The following is a 15,556-nucleotide window of genomic DNA, read 5'->3' as shown; positions in this document are numbered from 1 at the left end:
GCAGGGCGGCGGATATGCCGCCACCCTGCCCGCGCGGCTTAGCTGCGGCGCGCCTGCGTGTAGATGTCGATCAGCGCGGAATAGGACGTGACCACCTGATAATCGGCGGATTTCGCCATATCCTCGGACAGGCTGTCCATCTGGATCGCGTCCAGTTCATCCTCGGTGAAAAGCGCCATGACCTCGTCATTGCCCATCTGTGCGACGGGGTTGTAGGTGCCCTCGGTAAAGGCGACCGCATGGGCGATTTCAGGCGTTTGCACGAATTCCAGAAAATCCTGCGCCAGATTGGTTGGATCGGGATTGTTCACCACCGATGTCAATTCGACCCAGACACAACCGCCCTTGCCATCGACAGGGCCGGAATTGGGCGTGATCGCACGCACATTGGTCAGCCCGTCGAAACGCGCGGGCGAAGCGGTATAGACGCCGCCGGTGAAATAGGCGTCGATTTCACCGTTGATCAGTGCGGTGTTCATCGCCACCAGATCGTCGGTCAGCAGGCGCGCATTGCCGAAAATCTGTTCGGCAGTCGACTTGAATTTGGCCTGATCGTCGCCCTCGATCGCCTGGAACGGGTTCAGGCCAGCGGCCATCGCCATGTGGATGATGTTCCAGTTGTCATAGGTCAGGACGCCGTATCGCCCCTTCATCTTTTCGTCGAAAAAGAGGTTCCAACCCTCGTCCTCGGCCGTCTCGCGGCTGATCTTGTCGGTGTTGACCACAAAGGAGAACGGGCCGTAGCGCTGGGGCATGCCCAGAAGGTCGCCGTTTTCCGCGAAGGCCAGCGGATATGGCTCGGAAAATTCCGGCAGCATCTTGTCGAAATAGGGCATGAAGCGGTCCTTATCCATCGGCTTGATAAGGCCTTCGGGATAAAGCTGATTGCGCGCCCAAGGCTGGTTGACGTTGATCAGATCCCACACGCGCACCTCGCCGGCGCGCAGCTTGTTGATCATGTCGGGGTCTGACGTGCCGCTTTCGGCGCGGATGGTGGCGTCCGAATGCTTGTCGCGGTATGGGCCCAGCACCTGATCGGAATTGTAGCCCTCCCAGCACAGGATGTTCAGTTCATCATTGCGCGCGGCATGGGCCGCACGCGCGCCCATCAGGCTGCCCGCACCCAGCAGCGCACCGGCGCCGGCAGCAAACTGTCGTCTTGAAAGTGTCATGGTCAATCCTCCCGAGATTGTTAGTTATCGGTGATGCCGGTGGCCTCGCGCTCTGGCGGCGCTTCGTGCCTTGGCCCGGCGGGGTCGTCCTACTTCTTTCGTCCTTTTATCCCTTCGAGACAGGCGGTGATGGTGGCGCGCGCCACCTTCATGTCCTCGACCGACCCGGACATGAAAATCCGGCCCGTCGCGCCCATCATCTGAACGTCGTTGAGGATGGCATTCGGAGCGGCCTTTTCGGCCTCGTTCGCCGCGACGCAGGCAAACAGCGCCGGCGCCATTTCGTAGATCAGCAGCGCCACGCCCGGCACCAGGATCGACCCGTCGCGCGACCGGTTGAGGATGATCGCATGCTGATCCGACAGATCCTCGATGATGTCATGATAGAGGATCGTGGGCGCCAGCTGATCCTCGGGCTTGGCGCCGATCCCTTTAAGAATGGCGCGGCCCGCCACCTCGACATCGGCCATGTCGTCGGCGTGCAGTTCCAGCAGGCCGAACTGGCGTTCGGTGAACAGAATCCCCGGCTCCATATCCGGCGATTCCTTCAGCGCCAGATCGGTGATGCGGTGGATCGCCAGCGCCGGAGCCACCTCGATGATCAGCGAATTCTGCCCGGTAAAGGGCGGATATCCCCGCGCCCGCGTGGGCGACGAAAGATAGGCCGCGAACTGCGGTTGCAGATCCTCGATCGGCAGGTAGACGCGCAATTCAGTCATCAAGATGCTCCGGCGTTAGGATTATTTGGCCGCGTCGAAATGCTTGCCCAGATCGGCATGGGGGCGCGGAATGACATGTACGGCGGTCACGTCGCCCACCTGCGACGCCGCCTCGGCGCCTGCTTCGGTTGCGGCCTTGACCGCGCCGACGTCGCCGCGCACGACGACCGACACCAGACCGCCGCCGACCTCGTTGCGGGCGACGATTTCGACATTCGCCGCCTTGACCATCGCGTCCGCCGCCGCCAGCGCGGGCACATAACCCTTGGTTTCGATCATCCCGAGTGCGAGATTTGCCATTTTGTCTCTCCTTCAGCTTTTCCGGGTTTTGCCGGATTTGTTAGGTGTTTCTTCATCAATCGAGCCGATGATCAGCGCATCGATCGGCACTGTGCGGTCTGTGAAATACGCGGCGGCAACGGACCCTTGGGTGATCAGGACCCCCTCGCCTGGGGCGCAGCCCAGCGGGTCGAACGCGATCAGGCGCGCGCCGCTTTCGGTTTCGACCTCCAGATATCCGCCGGTCGGCATGGTTTCGATCCGGCGCGAGGCCCAGATTTTACCGGTCACGGTTGCGCGTATCATGTTGCAAACCTTTCGATCCTGATGCCCCGGCGCCGCGCCTCGTCATTGGCAAGCGGCGTGAGACGGCATTGTTTCGGCACGCGCAGCACCTTGGCGCCCTTGTCCAGCGCCTCAATGTCACGCTCGGTCACGAGCGTCTTGGTCAGTTCTGCCGCCTTGGTGCGGGTTGGGCTGGCCGGGCCGGTGACGATGCGCGGCGCGCAGGTGTTGGCGGGTGCGGGCATCGCGCCCGACAGCTCGAAGCGTTGCGCGCCGCTGGTGACGGCGGCGGCGAAATCCGGGTCGTTTTGCGCGCGCATCAGCAGATCGCGGGCGAAGCGGTCCAGATCGGCGCTGCCGCCTATCTGGACACGCTCGGGCGCGCGCCTCGGCGCGATTTGGGAGCGTAATGCGGCGATCTCCTCGCGCAATATGCTGCGTATCTCGTCGCGCAATGCGGACATCAGTCAGCCCCCGCAGCGCGCAGCGCGCCCTCGGCAGCATTGCGCGCATTGCGCACATCCGCCTCGGTCCCCGCCAGATAAAGCCGCCCGTTCGCGCCGATGGGGCGCATGTCGATCACCTTGATATCGGCCTCTTTTTCGGCCTCGTTGCAGGCCAGAACGGCATAGGCCGCCGATTGGCATTCCAGCAGGTAGACGGACTCGCCGCCCAGAACCATCGAGCCCATCTTGTTGCGGTTCATCAGGAAAGCATGCTGATTTTCGATATTGGTGACGATTTTCGACGCAAGGATTTTCGGCGGCGCCACATCCGCGGCGGTCTGGCCCAGTTGCCGCATCACCGCATCCGCGCCCGCCTGCACCTCGGCGGTCGAGCGGGAATGAAACTGAAGCGTGCCGAACTGACGCTCGACCACCAGCAGGCCAGCGCGCACATCTGCCGATTTCAGCACGGCGTCGGTCAGCGCCTCGACATCAAGGCCCGGCGCAATCTCGACGATCTGGGCGGCCATCCGCGCGCGCGGCAGCGAACCGCGCATCCATGTGGAAAGGTAGGCCAGCGTTTGCGGCTGAAGCTGGTCGATGAAGATAGAGGCGCGCAGATCGGTCATTTATCGCCTCCGGTCAGCCCTCTGAGCTCTTCGAGGATCAACTGTCGCAGCATGTCACGGTCTGTTTCCGGCAAGGCGGCAGGCGCGCGCGGCGCGACATGTGCCTGCCGGGGCGCGGTCGGCATCTTGCTGTCCAGCACCGACAGATCGAACTGATCTAACGGCACCGATGCGTCACTGTTATAGGCGATGCGCGTCCAGTGAACCAAATGCTGCGGACCCACGTTTTCGCCCACCGACGAACGCCCGGCAAAGCCTGTGCCGATCATGAAGGACGGCGGCAGATGCGTGGCAAAGCCCGCCGCGCCTTGGCTACAGGGCGCGTTGACGACCACGCGGTAGACCGGCAAGGCGCTCGCAAATTGCAGCAGACGGCCCGGCGCCTCGCCGTGGAAGGCCGCCGAATGGCCGCCGCCGCGTTTCAGGATCTGCGCCGCGATGGTCATAGCTTGCTGGAAATCGACGGCGGAGGCAAGCGTCAGCACCGGGCACAGCTTTTCGCGGAAAAGCGTATCATCCTGCCCCGGCGCGGTGATGACCGGCACCAGGATACGCGCCGACGGGCTGACGCGGATGCCCGCCTGATCGGCGATCCAGGCGGCGGATTTGCCGATGGCGGCAACGTTGAAGCCGTGATCGGTAAACAGGTAGTCGCGCAGTTTGTCGGTGTCGGCCTCGTTGCACAGGTGCGCTCCGGCACTGCGCAGGGCGCGCTCCATGTTACCGCGATTGGACTCAAGCGTCAGAACCACGCTTTCATTGGTACATAGGACGGAATTGTCGAAACTCTTGCTGTCCACCAGCCGTTTTGCCGCCGCATCCACCTTGGCCGAGGGATCTACATAGGCCACCGCATTGCCCGGCCCGACCCCCATCGCGGGGTTGCCCGAGGAATAGGCCGCGCGCACCATCGGCCCGCCGCCTGTCGCCATGATGACTGCGATCTTGTCCGAGGCCATAATCTCCTGCACCAGCGAGACCGACGGATGTTCGATGCACTGGATCAGGCCCGCGGGCGCGCCTGCGGCCTCGGCGGCCTCGGCCAGCGTTTTCGCGGCATCGACGCTGCATTCGCGCGCCGCCGGATGCGGGCTGAACACAATGGCATTGCGGCTGAGGATCGCCAGCATCGCCTTGTAGTAAAGCGTGGCAATCGGATTGGTCGCGGGCGTCAGGGCGAACACGACCCCGGCAGGTTTCGGCAGTTCGACCATCTTTGCATCAGGCAGAACACGCGGGCTGACCAGATCCAGATCGCGGTAATAATCCAGCAGCGGCAGGGTGCTGAACTCGTTCTTGATCTTCTTGTGCTCGACCACACCGTAGCCTGTCTCGCGCACGGCCCAGTCTGCGTAATGTCCGGCCTTGGCATGCCCGGCACGCGCCATCGCCTCGGCGACGCTTAGCACCGTCTCGCGGTCTGCCTTGCCGAATCGGCGCACGGCCCAATGGGCGCGGCTGACTTTCATGTGAGCGGTGGCGATATGCGGGTCGGGGACGACCAGACGCGCGGCGTTGGGATCGGCGCTCATGCGGCTGTCCTCATCGTTTTCATCAGTTGTCTGGCGCGCGGCATGGCGGCGTCAAAGCGGTCCATGATTTCCTGGCACACATCGACGCCCAGCATCACGCCCGGCTTGAACTGCAGCACCCGTTTGTCCAGCGATGAGAAGATTGCCCAGACGCCATTTTCATACAGCGCGCGCGACACCGCGACAGCGCCTTCGGGGTGGTCGAACTCCAGCCCCAGAACGACGCCGCGCTGGCGCACACCGACAAAGATATCGCTGTGGCGCGCCATCATTTCCTGCATCGCAGAAGCAAAGAATTCAGATATGAAATGAACGTTCGAGATGATCTCGGGCCGCTCCAGCATCTCGATCACCTTGTGACCGACGATACAGCCCAGCTCGGCCCCGCCGGAGGTCGAGATATGCGCCGCGCCATCCTCGTGCAGCCAGCCGCCGCATTCCTTGGTCACGAGGCAGGCGGAAATGGGATAAATCCCGCCGCCCAGACCCTTGCCGCACACCATGATATCGGGCTGGATGCCGTAGCCCTGCCAGCCCCACATGACGCCGGTGCGCATCAGACCGGTCTGCACCTCGTCCGAGATCAGCAGCGTGCCGTATTTGCGGCAAATGCGGTGACATTCGCGCAGATAGTCGTCGTCGGGCATGGGAAAGCCATAGGTGGCCGGGATCGTCTCGATGATGAAGGCGGCGACATCGCCCTTTTTCAGCACCTGCTCCAGCGCATCAGGATCGTTGAACGGCACGTTCAGGAATTCATCGGGCCGGTCGGCGAGGAATATCTTGGAAAACCGCTCGTCCCCGGTGGCGACCGACAGGCCCGAATGGCCGTGATAGCCCTTGATGATCGACACGATTTTCTTGCGCTGGGTGACATAGCGCGCGGTTTTGAGGGCGATTTCCACTGCCTCGGCGCCGCCCGCGCCAAAGATGGCGTATTGCATGTGCGGCGCCGTCTGGATCAGCTTTTCGGCGAAGGCGGCGCGCGCGACAGACGGGAACCAGTGGTTGCCCATGTCAAAGTAATCGAGGCCGGATTTCAGTGTCGCCACCAGTTCAGCGTTGCGGTGGCCGAAATTGTAGGTACCGCCGTTCAGGTGCAGGTCGATCAGGCGTTTGCCCGACATGTCATGCAGGAAATACTCCTCGCGACGGTCGATCACCATCGGCGTTCCGGCATCGCTCCAGAACTGCACCTTGCCCGGATTCCAGTATTCGGCGGCCTTTTTAAGCAAGTCGTCTTTGGAGTCGAAGCTGAAAAATCCGTAGTTGAACACGCGTGATTCCCTCCAGTTGCCTTTAGCTTGATCCATTAATATGGCCCTGGCAACTTATTTTGTGGTAAGTCGGTCATTATTGATCCGTGACACGGTCAAATGCCCGGTTATAAAGGTGATACGTCAGATGGGGTGCGCAGATGGCATTTTCGAAAAAGACACGGCGGCAGGATCAGATCCTCGCAGCGCTGGACCGGAATCCGGCCATGCGGGTCAGCGAATTGGCCACAACCCTAAACGTATCGTCGGAAACCATACGGCGCGACCTGACCCATCTGGACAACGCCGGACGGATCAGTCGAACCTACGGCGGCGCGGTGCGCGGCCACGTCTCCGAGCCACATCTGGCGGAACGTCTGAACCAGTTTACAGAGCCGCGACAAGCGATTGCGCGCGCGGCCATGACATTGATCGGCGACGCGGAAACGATTTTTATCGGGGGCGGCGCGACGACTCTGCATTTTGCCCGTGCATTGCGCAGCACCACACGGCGGCTGACCGTTCTGACTCCCGCGTTTCGGGTGGCGGCCGAACTGTCGGAAAATCCGCAAATCCAGATCATGTGCCTGCCCGGCATCTTCGACGGCAAGGAGGGGCTGGTGACCGGCCCCGAAACCCTGACCGCCATACGCCGGTATCACGCGCCAATCGCATTCATGGGCGCCTCGGCGATTGATGTCGGCGGGGTAAGCGAGGCGATGCTCGGCCCCGCCGAAGTCTACCGCGCCATGATCGAAAGCGCGCAAACCACTTATATTCTGGCCGATCAGTCAAAGTTCGACCGCCGCTCGCTGAAATATATCACCGGGTGGACCGAGGATATCCATTTGGTCACCGATGCCACCCCCGACACCGACCTACGCGACGCGATCGACGCGGGTGGCGCCGAGATCACGCTGAGCGATGCCTCAACACACCACACTACGACCGAGGCGGTCCAACAACTGTGAACACCGCACGCCTAGGGGCGCGCGGCTTCGCAGCAGAAACTTCCATCTCGTAAGATCCCTGTGCATGAGGGGCGCTGAAGCGGAAAATTGAATTGAGCCAAAGAATACCGCGCCTTGGCACCAAAAAAAACATGCCCTCCGGGGGGAGGGCATGTCTCGTGGCGGTATGTGGCGATCACTCTGCCTTTGACAACTGACCGCGAATTTCGCCATTCGGGTTCTGCTCCGTATGGATATTCACATAGTATTTGCCATCATCCAGTTCGCTGATCTGGTCCTCGGTGATGTCGCCGCTTCCCTCCATGATCGCATCGGACATGTTGATGACGGGGCCCGCATTCTCACCCTCTTCGGCCGGTCCGTGGATGTGCGCCGCGACCGGATCGCCTGTCAGGCCTTCGACCGTCACGGTCCACGATACCGTTTTCGCTTCGGTATCAACGGTCACGTCGGCGGTGCCTGTTGCGGAACTGTCGTTCGGCGGAACCTCGGCCCCGGCTGTCAGATCGGCGGTGTAGTTCACTGTTTCCGCAAAGACCGGAAGCGCGAGAGCCGTGCAGGCAGCGGCGGCGATCGCCGTGTTTTTGAAATTCGGCATAAGCATGATTAATGCTCCTTTCCATTAAGGCGTAATGACCCAACAGCTGAGGCCGCTCAAAGTTTCCGGCGCACCCTACTTTGACCCGGCGAAGGCGGAATTCCGCGCACTCAGGTGCGCGGTCCGTGATTGGCGGTAGGGCTTTTACCAATCAAAGGCGCGTTCAGCCGCCCCTGACGCCTTTCTCGACCCTCTCGCCCAGCGTCTTGTCCACATTACGCCAGTATTCGAGCGCACGCTTCAGGACCGGCTCCGACACGCCGCCCTTGAGGTGGCCGACGATGTTACCGACCAGTCGATCACGTGCGGCGTCATCCATGACATCGCGCACCAATGTGCCCGCCTGCCCCCAATCGTCGTCATCCTCGCGCAGCGTATAGGCCTGGCGCACCATATCGCCATCGGCGTACCACTGCCCTGCGTCATCGGTAAGCGACGGGTCCGCGGCAGGCCCCCCGTAGGAGTTGGGCGCATAGACCGGGTCCGACACGTTCTGGACCCGCATCGCGCCGTCCTTGCTATAGCTGTGAACGGGCGATTGCGGCCGGTTGACGGGGATCTGCTTGTAGTTGGCGCCAAGGCGCGCGCGATGCGCGTCGGCATAGGCAAACCCACGCCCCAGCAGCATCTTGTCCGGGCTCAGGCCGATGCCGCGCACCAGATTGCTCGGCTCAAACGCGGCCTGCTCGATCTCGGTGTGGAAATCGGTCGGGTTGCGATCCAACGTCAGCTTGCCGACCTCGATCAGCGGATAATCCGCGTGCGGCCAGACCTTGGTCAGGTCAAACGGGTTGAAACGATAGGTGCGCGCCTCTTCGAACGGCATGACCTGCATATGCAGTGTCCAGCTGGGATGATCGCCCTCCTTGATCGCGTTGAACAGATCACGGCGGTGATAGTCGCCATCTTCGCCAGCCATCTTGTCGGCCTCGGCCTGGGTCATGCATTCGATGCCCTGATCCGTCTTGAAGTGGTATTTGACCCAGAATTTTTCGCCATCCGCATTGACCCACATGTAGGTGTGACTGGAAAACCCGTCCATGTTGCGCCACGTTTTGGGGATGCCGCGATCACCCATGAGCCACGTGACCTGATGCGCCGATTCCGGCGAGAGCGACCAGAAATCCCACTGCATGTCATGATCGCGCAGGCCCGAATCCGCGCGTCGTTTCTGCGAACGGATGAAGTGCTGGAATTTCATCGGATCACGCAGGAAAAACACCGGGGTGTTGTTGCCGACCATGTCGTAATTGCCTTCGCTGGTATAGAATTTCAGCGAAAAGCCGCGCGGGTCGCGCCACGTGTCGGGGCTACCGCTTTCGCCCGCAACGGTCGAGAAGCGGGCCAGCACATCGGTTGTGACGCCGGGCTGAAACAGCGCCGCCCTGGTGTATTTGCTGACGTCCTGCGTCACCTCGAAACGGCCAAAGGCGCCCGCGCCCTTGGCATGGGGCTGACGCTCGGGGATACGCTCGCGGTTGAATGCGGCCATCTGCTCGATCAGGTAGTGATCGTGCAGCACGATAGGGCCGTCCGCGCCAACGGTCAGCGAATGTTCGTCGCTGGCGACGGGGATGCCCGCATCGGTCGTGGTGGGCCTTTTGGTGTCCTTCGTCATCCTCAATTCTCCTTTTACTCCATGCCGCGTCAGTCCGGCGCCCGGGTTCGTGGACTCGCCCTTATCGGCAAGACAGAAACCCGCAAACATCACTTTGGATCCGTCGGCGTCCAAGCCGCGATCCTCGACCGCGTCAGACAGGGGCGCTGTGCGATCCTCTGGTCGGCGTCTTTGATCCTGCCGCAATTGCGCGCATTAGCCAAGGTGGTGATCTACGTCCAATGCGGCACCCAAGGGTCCATCGTCCCGCAGGGCGCCGCCGAGATAAGGGCGCCGCTGGTCGGGACCTCCAAATCAAACAGCCGCACACCTATTGTCAGACCGTATCCAAACCAATGGACAAGGCCAGGTAAACAAAAAGGAGGTGATCGTAACGGCGATCAACTCCTTTTTTTGACGGACGAAGGTTTCAATGCGTCACTGGGCTGGTCTCAATACGGTCTGGTTTTTGAACCCATGCCGCGATCGCGAATCCCGCAGCACCGCCAATCAGCTTCCCCAACAACAGCGGAAGGATAATCGTCGGCTGGAAATTTGCAGCGAACGCCAGATGGTCACCGAACGCGAAGGCGCCGCAGACCGCGAACGAGATCACAAGCACTTTGTCGCGCGCAGGCATGTCCTCGATCAGACGGAACATCGCCAGCACATTTGCCGAAGCCGCGAGGAGCCCCGCTGTACCAGCGGACGACAGACCAAGCCGGGCACCGACCCATTGCATCGGGCGTCGCAGGAAGCGGTTCATCAGATACACCATCGGAAAGGCACCGGCCAGCATGATGCCGATATAGCCCGCGACTTCCAGCGCGCGAAACTGATCTTCGGTATCGGCGATGATGGGCGCAAACCCCCAGTGACCAAAGATGACCGTGAAGAAACCCGTAAAATATTCGACGATCGAGCTTACGAGGATCAGCGTGATACAAGCATACATCACGCGGCCAAATCCCAGAAACACCCGTATCATCATTGATGGGAACAGCTTCAGGCAAGTGGCGAGCACCAGACAGAACACGATCAGAGGCGAGATGTTGCGCAGCACCTGCATGGTGTTCAGCGCCAGGTTGTAAGTGGCTTCGCCGGTGGTGTTTATGTCGGGACGGATCGCGATATCCATGACACCAAGCGCGAGGCAGGACACCAGCACACCAATCGGAATGGCCAGCACGCCGCACATGATTCCGACGGCCATATATTGGTGGTCTTGCTTGCGCAGCATCGACAATCCCACGGGGATTGTGAAGATAATCGTCGCGCCCGCCATGAAGCCGGTGATAGAGGCGACAATCCAGCCCTCATTGGACAGCGCCAATTCGCGCGCCAGCTGAAATCCCCCCATATCGATCGCAATAAACGTGGTTGCAGCCATGGCCGGATCGGCGTTGACGGCTTGGAAAAGCGGCCCGATGAATGTGTTGATGAAGGCCGAAAGATACGGGATGGCGGCCATTATCCCCGCAACCGGAATGAAAATATGGCCAATGGCGTGCAGGCCCGCGCTGAACTCTTTGCCCAGCGGGCTTTCGTTGTCGATGATCGACGCAATCGCACCGATAACTGCGCAGGCCATGATGATGTAGATGACGAATGTCCCGATATGGGCCATGTGCTTGCTCCCTGTAAAAGGGCCGGACCGAAGGTCCACCCCCCGGTCCGGCGGTTATCAGCGGAAAAGTTGGGTGAGGTGATCGTTCAGGAAGAAGCCTTGTGGATCGAGCTTGCGACGCATGGCCCGGAAATCCTGCGCGCGGGGATAGATGTCGGTGACATCCTGCCCGGTCAGGAAATGCAGCTTGCCCCAGTGAGGCCGCGCGCCAAAGCTGCGCAGGATCTGATCGACGGCGCGCAGATAGTCCCAGTAATCCTTGCCCGGTTCCCCCGACACTGAAACGGTCACGCTATCCTGCTCGTAAAACGGGCTGATCCACCCGTCATCCCCGGCAGTGAAACGGTATTCGATGGGATAAATCGCGTCGCGGAAGTCCTCGAGCATCAGCTTGCGCACGGCGCGAACCGCATCCTTGCCATGTGCGACCGGGACTGCATATTCCAGTTCATGGAAATTTGGAACATATTCGATAGGGTAGACATCGGCGCTATAGGCGGCTTTCTCGAACTCGGCCTTGAAGGGCGCGCGGTCCGTGATGTCCATGATCTTTATCTCGCAGACATCTGTTGTGCGGCCCGATTTTGACGTCGCAGCCGTGTCCGGCAGGCAATAGCAATGCCGACTCGCTTCGGTCGGGCACCAGAAGAAGCTGAAATGACGGTGCTTGTCCGCCAATTCGTCATGCATATCCATGGCGGATTCGAAATCTTCGCGCCAGATGCGTTCGTACAGGTTGTAGCTGTCTGACAGTTGCAGCGTCATTTCCGAGATGACCCCCAACAGGCCCATCGAAACCCTGCTTGCCTCCAGCAGATCCGGTGTGCTTTCATCGACAACGATGATGTCGCCATTGGGTTGAACAAGCTTCATCCCCACCACCGCCGAGGCCATATTTCCCAGCGTCAGACCCGTGCCATGCGTGCCCGTGGTCAATGCGCCCGCAAGCGCCTGACTGTCGATATCGCCCTGGTTGATCATCGAAAGCCCCTCGGCTTTCAGCACCTTGACCAACTCGTTGATCGTGGTGCCCGCTGCGGCCGTCACGCGGCGCTTGTCGTGATCGATGTGGCGCACACCCCTCATCCCCGACAAGGTCATGTGCAGCCCGCTGGTCAATGCGACCGGCGTAAAGGAATGGCCCGATCCCGCGGCGCGAACATTCAACCCTTTCTCGGTCGCCTCGCGCACCAAATTGCAGAGCTGGTCCTCGCTTTCGGGGGCCGCGCGGGCGGCGCGGATGCAGGATTGGTTCCCGACCCAGTTTCGCCAATGTGGCTGTTCGATGCCGAATTCGTTTATGCTCATGTTATGTGATGAGGTATTCATGTAGCTCTCCTGTTGGTTTTTTATTTTTAGATGGCCGTATAGCCGTTGTCGGCGAACAGCTGCGCGCCATTGACAAAGCTCGCGTCGTCGCTTGCCAGAAACAGCGCAGCGGCGGCGACCTCTTCGGGTTTGCACAACCGCCCTTGCGCCGATGCGATCGCCGCCTCGGAAACATCGACGCCGTGGCGGGTCAACGTTTCGATCTCGCGCAGGCCGTGGGCCGTCGCGATAAAACCGGGGCAAATAGCGTTCGAGCGGATGCCGCGATCGCGGAATTCAACGGCCAGCGCGCGGGCGAACATGTGGCAAGCGCCCTTGCTGGTGCAGTACAGCACCTCCATGGGTGTGCCGACGACGCCTGAGATGGACGAGGTGCAGATGATGCTGCCACCGCCCGCCGCGATCATCCCCGGCAACACGGCCTTGCTGACCAGGAACATGCTTTTTACATTGACTGCCATGACCCGGTCCCATTCCTCCTCCGAGGTTTCCAGGAACGGCACCGCAGCCAGAATACCGGCATGGTTCATAAGCACGGTGATGGCGCCGAAAGCGTCCTCAACCGCCTTGACCGCCTGCTCGACCTGTCCGGCATCCGAGACATCAGCAGGGGCAAAAATCGCCTGATGCCCCGCATCGCACAGGCGTTGCGCCACCGCTTCTCCGTCGCTTCGGGGCAGATCCACAATGCCCACCTTCGCACCTTCGGCGGCAAAGCGTTCAGAGGCTGCCAGCCCACAGCCCCCTGCTCCGCCGGTGATCAATGCTACTTTTCCACTCAATCTTCGTGTCACGTAACCCTCCTTGGAATCGTGCTTGCCTGACCGGCTGGTTTTCTTTTGAATGGCTTTGGGGCCGGTCACTCCCTTTGCCAGGTCGTGAAAGAGTAGGAGCGCGTGCATGAAACGCCATATGACAAAAGTCATATGATAAACTCGGACGAGATCGGCGCGATTGCCGCGTTGTTCCGCGCGACGGGCGGCACAGATTATGGTGTGGCGCTGGATGCATTGATCCGCACCGTCGCCGCCTTTGACATGAGCTGCATCTTTGGCTTTTCAGCGTCTTGCGCGCCCATCCTTATCCATGATGGCTATAGCGAGACGGTGGATCGGGGCGCCCTCAGATCTTATCTGCGCGGGGCCTATCAGCTCGATCCCTTTTATTCGGCAAGCATTGTCGAGGCATCCGAGGGCCTATGGCGCATGCGCGATCTGGCTCCTGACGCCTATTATGATACCAAATTCGCATCGTCCCGCGAGGTACACCCCTGCATTTCCGATCAAGCTGGAACGCTGGTCGAGGAGATCGGATTTATCATCGCCCTGCCAGATGGCCAAGGTGCCACCTATTCGCTGATGCGTAATCGCGGGGGCGCGCTGTTCAACGAGACGGAGTTCGCGAAGCTGCAACACCTTCTGCCAATCGTGGCCGCGAGCCTGCGGTCTCATTGGCGGTTCGCGCATCAGATCGATGCGCCCTCCCCCTCCACACCCAGCTCGGACGAAGTATTCCACCTTGCCTTCGGAGAGGTCCTGACACCCGCCCAGTGCGGGGTCACGAAACTGATCCTGCGTGGGCATAGTAGCGTATCAATTGCCGAGAACCTCGGCATTGCCGAGGGCACAGTAAAATTGCACCGCTACAATATATATAGGCGCTTGGAGATCTCCAGCCAGGCCGAGTTGTTTCAGCGGTTCATCGATTATCTGGCGCGCTAGAAAGTGACCCAATGGGATGATCTGCCTTCCCACCAAATCGCCGCTATTGTTGGGGTTATTATACTTTGCGTACCCGTTATCCCGGATAATCATAACGCTTTTATCTTCGGTATGGGCATAACCCTCTACTGATGTCGCCGCTCTATGTCCTGTCCCGCGTCAAGGCCCACAAGAATGATGGCAGTAATGATGATGGCAGTAATGCGAGGCGACGCCCCATCCACCCCATGCGCGGCAGCTTTTATCACCACCGGGAAACTGCGGCATTTTTTACCTTGTCATACGGCGGCGCAGTACCTCTACTCGGGCGCATATGTTCCGCAAGGAACACGCGCGGCGCGTCGATACGGCCCGCGTGACAAGACCAATCAAGGGAGAGAGACATGAAATTCACCGCAATCCTTGCCACCAGCACCATTTTGGCGGGCGCCGCTGTCGCGCAGGACGTCGACAAATCCGACTGGCCCAGCAGCTTTACCGTCGGCACGGCCAGCCAGGGCGGCACCTATTTCGCCTATGGCTCGGGCTGGGCGAACCTCGTCGCCAAGGAGCTGGGGCTTACGGGCGGCGGCGAAGTCACCGGCGGGCCGATGCAGAACATGGCGCTGGTCCATACCGGTGAGGCCGCGTTTGGCATGACCACGATGGGTCCGGCGGCGGAATCGCTGGCTGGCACGAACCCGATCGCGCCGGGGCTGGAAATGACGCAGGCCTGCGCAATGTTTCCGATGTATCAGACGCCGTTTTCCGTGACCGCGCTGGCGTCGTCAGGGATCGAGTCGGTCAGCGATATTCCTGCCGGTGCCAAGATCGGATTTGGCCCCGCCGGGTCCACGTCGGACACCTATTTCCCGCGCATGATGGATACGCTGGGCGTCGACTATGAGCGCCGCAATGGCGGCTGGACCGATCTGGGCGGGCAGTTGCAGGACGGCCTGCTGGATGTGATCGCCTTTGCCGCAGGCGTGCCTGTCCCCGCCGTCAGCCAGCTGGAGGTGCAGACCGACGTGAACATCATCGAGTTCACCGAGGAAGAGCAGGCCAAGCTGATCGAAGCGTTCCCGGTCTCGGATTTCACGATCAACGCCAGCACCTACAGCACGCTGACAGACGACGCGCGCTCGGTCTCGATGTGGAACTTCGCCATCGCCAACTGCGACCTGCCCGCATCGTTTGTCAATGCCGCCGTCGATGTTGTCATGTCGGACAACGAACGCATGACCGGCATCCACAAGGCCGCCGCATCGACCCTGCCCGAGAATTGGGACAAGAACAAAGTGCTGAAATGGCACCCCGGCGCGGCGGCATGGTTCAAGGAGAACGCAGGCGCCGATATCCCCGATGACATGATCTACGGCGGCTAAGCCGCGCACCAAACTCTTGCATGTCGCCCCC

The 15,556-nt window shown here is 60.8% G+C and carries 16 protein-coding genes; 3 read left to right on the top strand and 13 right to left on the bottom strand.

The genetic code is table 11. From position 1 onward, the window contains the following. Positions 1-38: 38 nt before the first annotated feature. The 8 genes from FGD77_RS11480 to FGD77_RS11445 form a co-directional block, all read right to left on the bottom strand. On the bottom strand, positions 39-1,172 hold the full coding sequence (locus FGD77_RS11480) for a PotD/PotF family extracellular solute-binding protein (protein ID WP_255009711.1): 1,134 nt from the start codon (positions 1,170-1,172) through the stop codon (positions 39-41). A gap of 89 nt (positions 1,173-1,261) precedes the next feature. Next, positions 1,262-1,891 (bottom strand): hypothetical protein, encoded by a 630-nt coding sequence (locus tag FGD77_RS11475; protein ID WP_255009709.1) that lies wholly within the window; start codon positions 1,889-1,891, stop codon positions 1,262-1,264. Between the two features lie 21 nt (positions 1,892-1,912). Continuing rightward, positions 1,913-2,191: a BMC domain-containing protein gene (locus FGD77_RS11470; RefSeq protein ID WP_255009707.1), complete on the bottom strand. Its 279-nt coding sequence runs from the start codon at positions 2,189-2,191 to the stop codon at positions 1,913-1,915. Between the two features lie 12 nt (positions 2,192-2,203). Next, positions 2,204-2,476: a EutN/CcmL family microcompartment protein gene (locus FGD77_RS11465; protein ID WP_255009705.1), complete on the bottom strand. Its 273-nt coding sequence runs from the start codon at positions 2,474-2,476 to the stop codon at positions 2,204-2,206. Beyond that, positions 2,473-2,919, bottom strand: a complete 447-nt coding sequence (locus FGD77_RS11460) for a hypothetical protein (protein ID WP_255009704.1) — start codon at positions 2,917-2,919, stop codon at positions 2,473-2,475. Before FGD77_RS11460 ends, FGD77_RS11465 begins: the two co-directional genes overlap by 4 nt. Continuing rightward, on the bottom strand, positions 2,919-3,530 hold the full coding sequence (locus FGD77_RS11455; protein WP_255009702.1) for a hypothetical protein: 612 nt from the start codon (positions 3,528-3,530) through the stop codon (positions 2,919-2,921). The genes FGD77_RS11460 and FGD77_RS11455 overlap by 1 nt, the downstream gene beginning before the upstream one ends. Beyond that, positions 3,527-5,062 (bottom strand): aldehyde dehydrogenase family protein, encoded by a 1,536-nt coding sequence (locus FGD77_RS11450; RefSeq protein ID WP_255009699.1) that lies wholly within the window; start codon positions 5,060-5,062, stop codon positions 3,527-3,529. The genes FGD77_RS11455 and FGD77_RS11450 overlap by 4 nt, the downstream gene beginning before the upstream one ends. After that, positions 5,059-6,339, bottom strand: a complete 1,281-nt coding sequence (locus FGD77_RS11445; protein ID WP_255009697.1) for an aminotransferase class III-fold pyridoxal phosphate-dependent enzyme — start codon at positions 6,337-6,339, stop codon at positions 5,059-5,061. The genes FGD77_RS11450 and FGD77_RS11445 overlap by 4 nt, the downstream gene beginning before the upstream one ends. A 140-nt stretch (positions 6,340-6,479) precedes the next feature. Between FGD77_RS11445 and FGD77_RS11440 the strand changes: the two genes are divergently transcribed. Further along, complete coding sequence (locus tag FGD77_RS11440) at positions 6,480-7,289, top strand: DeoR/GlpR family DNA-binding transcription regulator (RefSeq protein ID WP_255009696.1); 810 nt, start codon at positions 6,480-6,482, stop codon at positions 7,287-7,289. A gap of 175 nt (positions 7,290-7,464) precedes the next feature. On the opposite strand, the gene FGD77_RS11435 is transcribed toward FGD77_RS11440, so the two are convergent. The 5 genes from FGD77_RS11435 to FGD77_RS11415 all read right to left on the bottom strand — a co-directional run bounded on the left by FGD77_RS11435 (position 7,465) and on the right by FGD77_RS11415 (position 13,234). Then, positions 7,465-7,893, bottom strand: a complete 429-nt coding sequence (locus FGD77_RS11435; RefSeq protein ID WP_255009694.1) for a CHRD domain-containing protein — start codon at positions 7,891-7,893, stop codon at positions 7,465-7,467. A gap of 157 nt (positions 7,894-8,050) precedes the next feature. Continuing rightward, positions 8,051-9,505 (bottom strand): catalase, encoded by a 1,455-nt coding sequence (locus FGD77_RS11430; protein ID WP_255009692.1) that lies wholly within the window; start codon positions 9,503-9,505, stop codon positions 8,051-8,053. A gap of 409 nt (positions 9,506-9,914) precedes the next feature. Beyond that, on the bottom strand, positions 9,915-11,111 hold the full coding sequence (gene eutH, locus FGD77_RS11425; RefSeq protein WP_255009690.1) for an ethanolamine utilization protein EutH: 1,197 nt from the start codon (positions 11,109-11,111) through the stop codon (positions 9,915-9,917). A 57-nt stretch (positions 11,112-11,168) separates the two neighbouring features. Beyond that, entirely contained in the window at positions 11,169-12,440 is a 1,272-nt protein-coding gene (locus FGD77_RS11420) for a D-arabinono-1,4-lactone oxidase (RefSeq protein WP_255009688.1), read from the bottom strand. Positions 12,441-12,466: 26 nt separating this feature from the next. After that, entirely contained in the window at positions 12,467-13,234 is a 768-nt protein-coding gene (locus tag FGD77_RS11415; protein WP_255009686.1) for an SDR family NAD(P)-dependent oxidoreductase, read from the bottom strand. A gap of 132 nt (positions 13,235-13,366) precedes the next feature. On the opposite strand from FGD77_RS11415, the gene FGD77_RS11410 reads away from it, so the two are divergent. Both FGD77_RS11410 and FGD77_RS11405 read left to right on the top strand, forming a co-directional pair. Beyond that, positions 13,367-14,161 carry a helix-turn-helix transcriptional regulator gene (locus FGD77_RS11410; RefSeq protein WP_255009684.1) on the top strand — a complete coding sequence of 265 codons (795 nt, stop codon included), beginning with the start codon at positions 13,367-13,369 and terminating at the stop codon, positions 14,159-14,161. Positions 14,162-14,544: 383 nt separating this feature from the next. Continuing rightward, positions 14,545-15,525, top strand: a complete 981-nt coding sequence (locus FGD77_RS11405; protein WP_255009682.1) for a TAXI family TRAP transporter solute-binding subunit — start codon at positions 14,545-14,547, stop codon at positions 15,523-15,525. Positions 15,526-15,556 lie beyond the last annotated feature (31 nt).

Origin of the sequence: Roseovarius sp. M141, assembly GCF_024355225.1 — a bacterium.
GTDB lineage: Bacteria > Pseudomonadota > Alphaproteobacteria > Rhodobacterales > Rhodobacteraceae > Roseovarius.
This window is presented reverse-complemented; position numbering and strand designations above follow the sequence as displayed.

What these genes read in the sequence shown, in the direction of transcription:
- FGD77_RS11480 (WP_255009711.1), bottom strand. Translation starts at nt 1,172, where the DNA reads ATGACACTTTCAAGACGACAGTTTGCTGCCGGCGCCGGTGCGCTGCTG.
- FGD77_RS11475 (WP_255009709.1), bottom strand. Translation starts at nt 1,891, where the DNA reads ATGACTGAATTGCGCGTCTACCTGCCGATCGAGGATCTGCAACCGCAG.
- FGD77_RS11470 (WP_255009707.1), bottom strand. Translation starts at nt 2,191, where the DNA reads ATGGCAAATCTCGCACTCGGGATGATCGAAACCAAGGGTTATGTGCCC.
- FGD77_RS11465 (WP_255009705.1), bottom strand. Translation starts at nt 2,476, where the DNA reads ATGATACGCGCAACCGTGACCGGTAAAATCTGGGCCTCGCGCCGGATC.
- FGD77_RS11460 (WP_255009704.1), bottom strand. Translation starts at nt 2,919, where the DNA reads ATGTCCGCATTGCGCGACGAGATACGCAGCATATTGCGCGAGGAGATC.
- FGD77_RS11455 (WP_255009702.1), bottom strand. Translation starts at nt 3,530, where the DNA reads ATGACCGATCTGCGCGCCTCTATCTTCATCGACCAGCTTCAGCCGCAA.
- FGD77_RS11450 (WP_255009699.1), bottom strand. Translation starts at nt 5,062, where the DNA reads ATGAGCGCCGATCCCAACGCCGCGCGTCTGGTCGTCCCCGACCCGCAT.
- FGD77_RS11440 (WP_255009696.1), top strand. Translation starts at nt 6,480, where the DNA reads ATGGCATTTTCGAAAAAGACACGGCGGCAGGATCAGATCCTCGCAGCG.
- FGD77_RS11435 (WP_255009694.1), bottom strand. Translation starts at nt 7,893, where the DNA reads ATGCTTATGCCGAATTTCAAAAACACGGCGATCGCCGCCGCTGCCTGC.
- FGD77_RS11430 (WP_255009692.1), bottom strand. Translation starts at nt 9,505, where the DNA reads ATGACGAAGGACACCAAAAGGCCCACCACGACCGATGCGGGCATCCCC.
- eutH (WP_255009690.1), bottom strand. Translation starts at nt 11,111, where the DNA reads ATGGCCCATATCGGGACATTCGTCATCTACATCATCATGGCCTGCGCA.
- FGD77_RS11420 (WP_255009688.1), bottom strand. Translation starts at nt 12,440, where the DNA reads ATGAATACCTCATCACATAACATGAGCATAAACGAATTCGGCATCGAA.
- FGD77_RS11410 (WP_255009684.1), top strand. Translation starts at nt 13,367, where the DNA reads ATGATAAACTCGGACGAGATCGGCGCGATTGCCGCGTTGTTCCGCGCG.
- FGD77_RS11405 (WP_255009682.1), top strand. Translation starts at nt 14,545, where the DNA reads ATGAAATTCACCGCAATCCTTGCCACCAGCACCATTTTGGCGGGCGCC.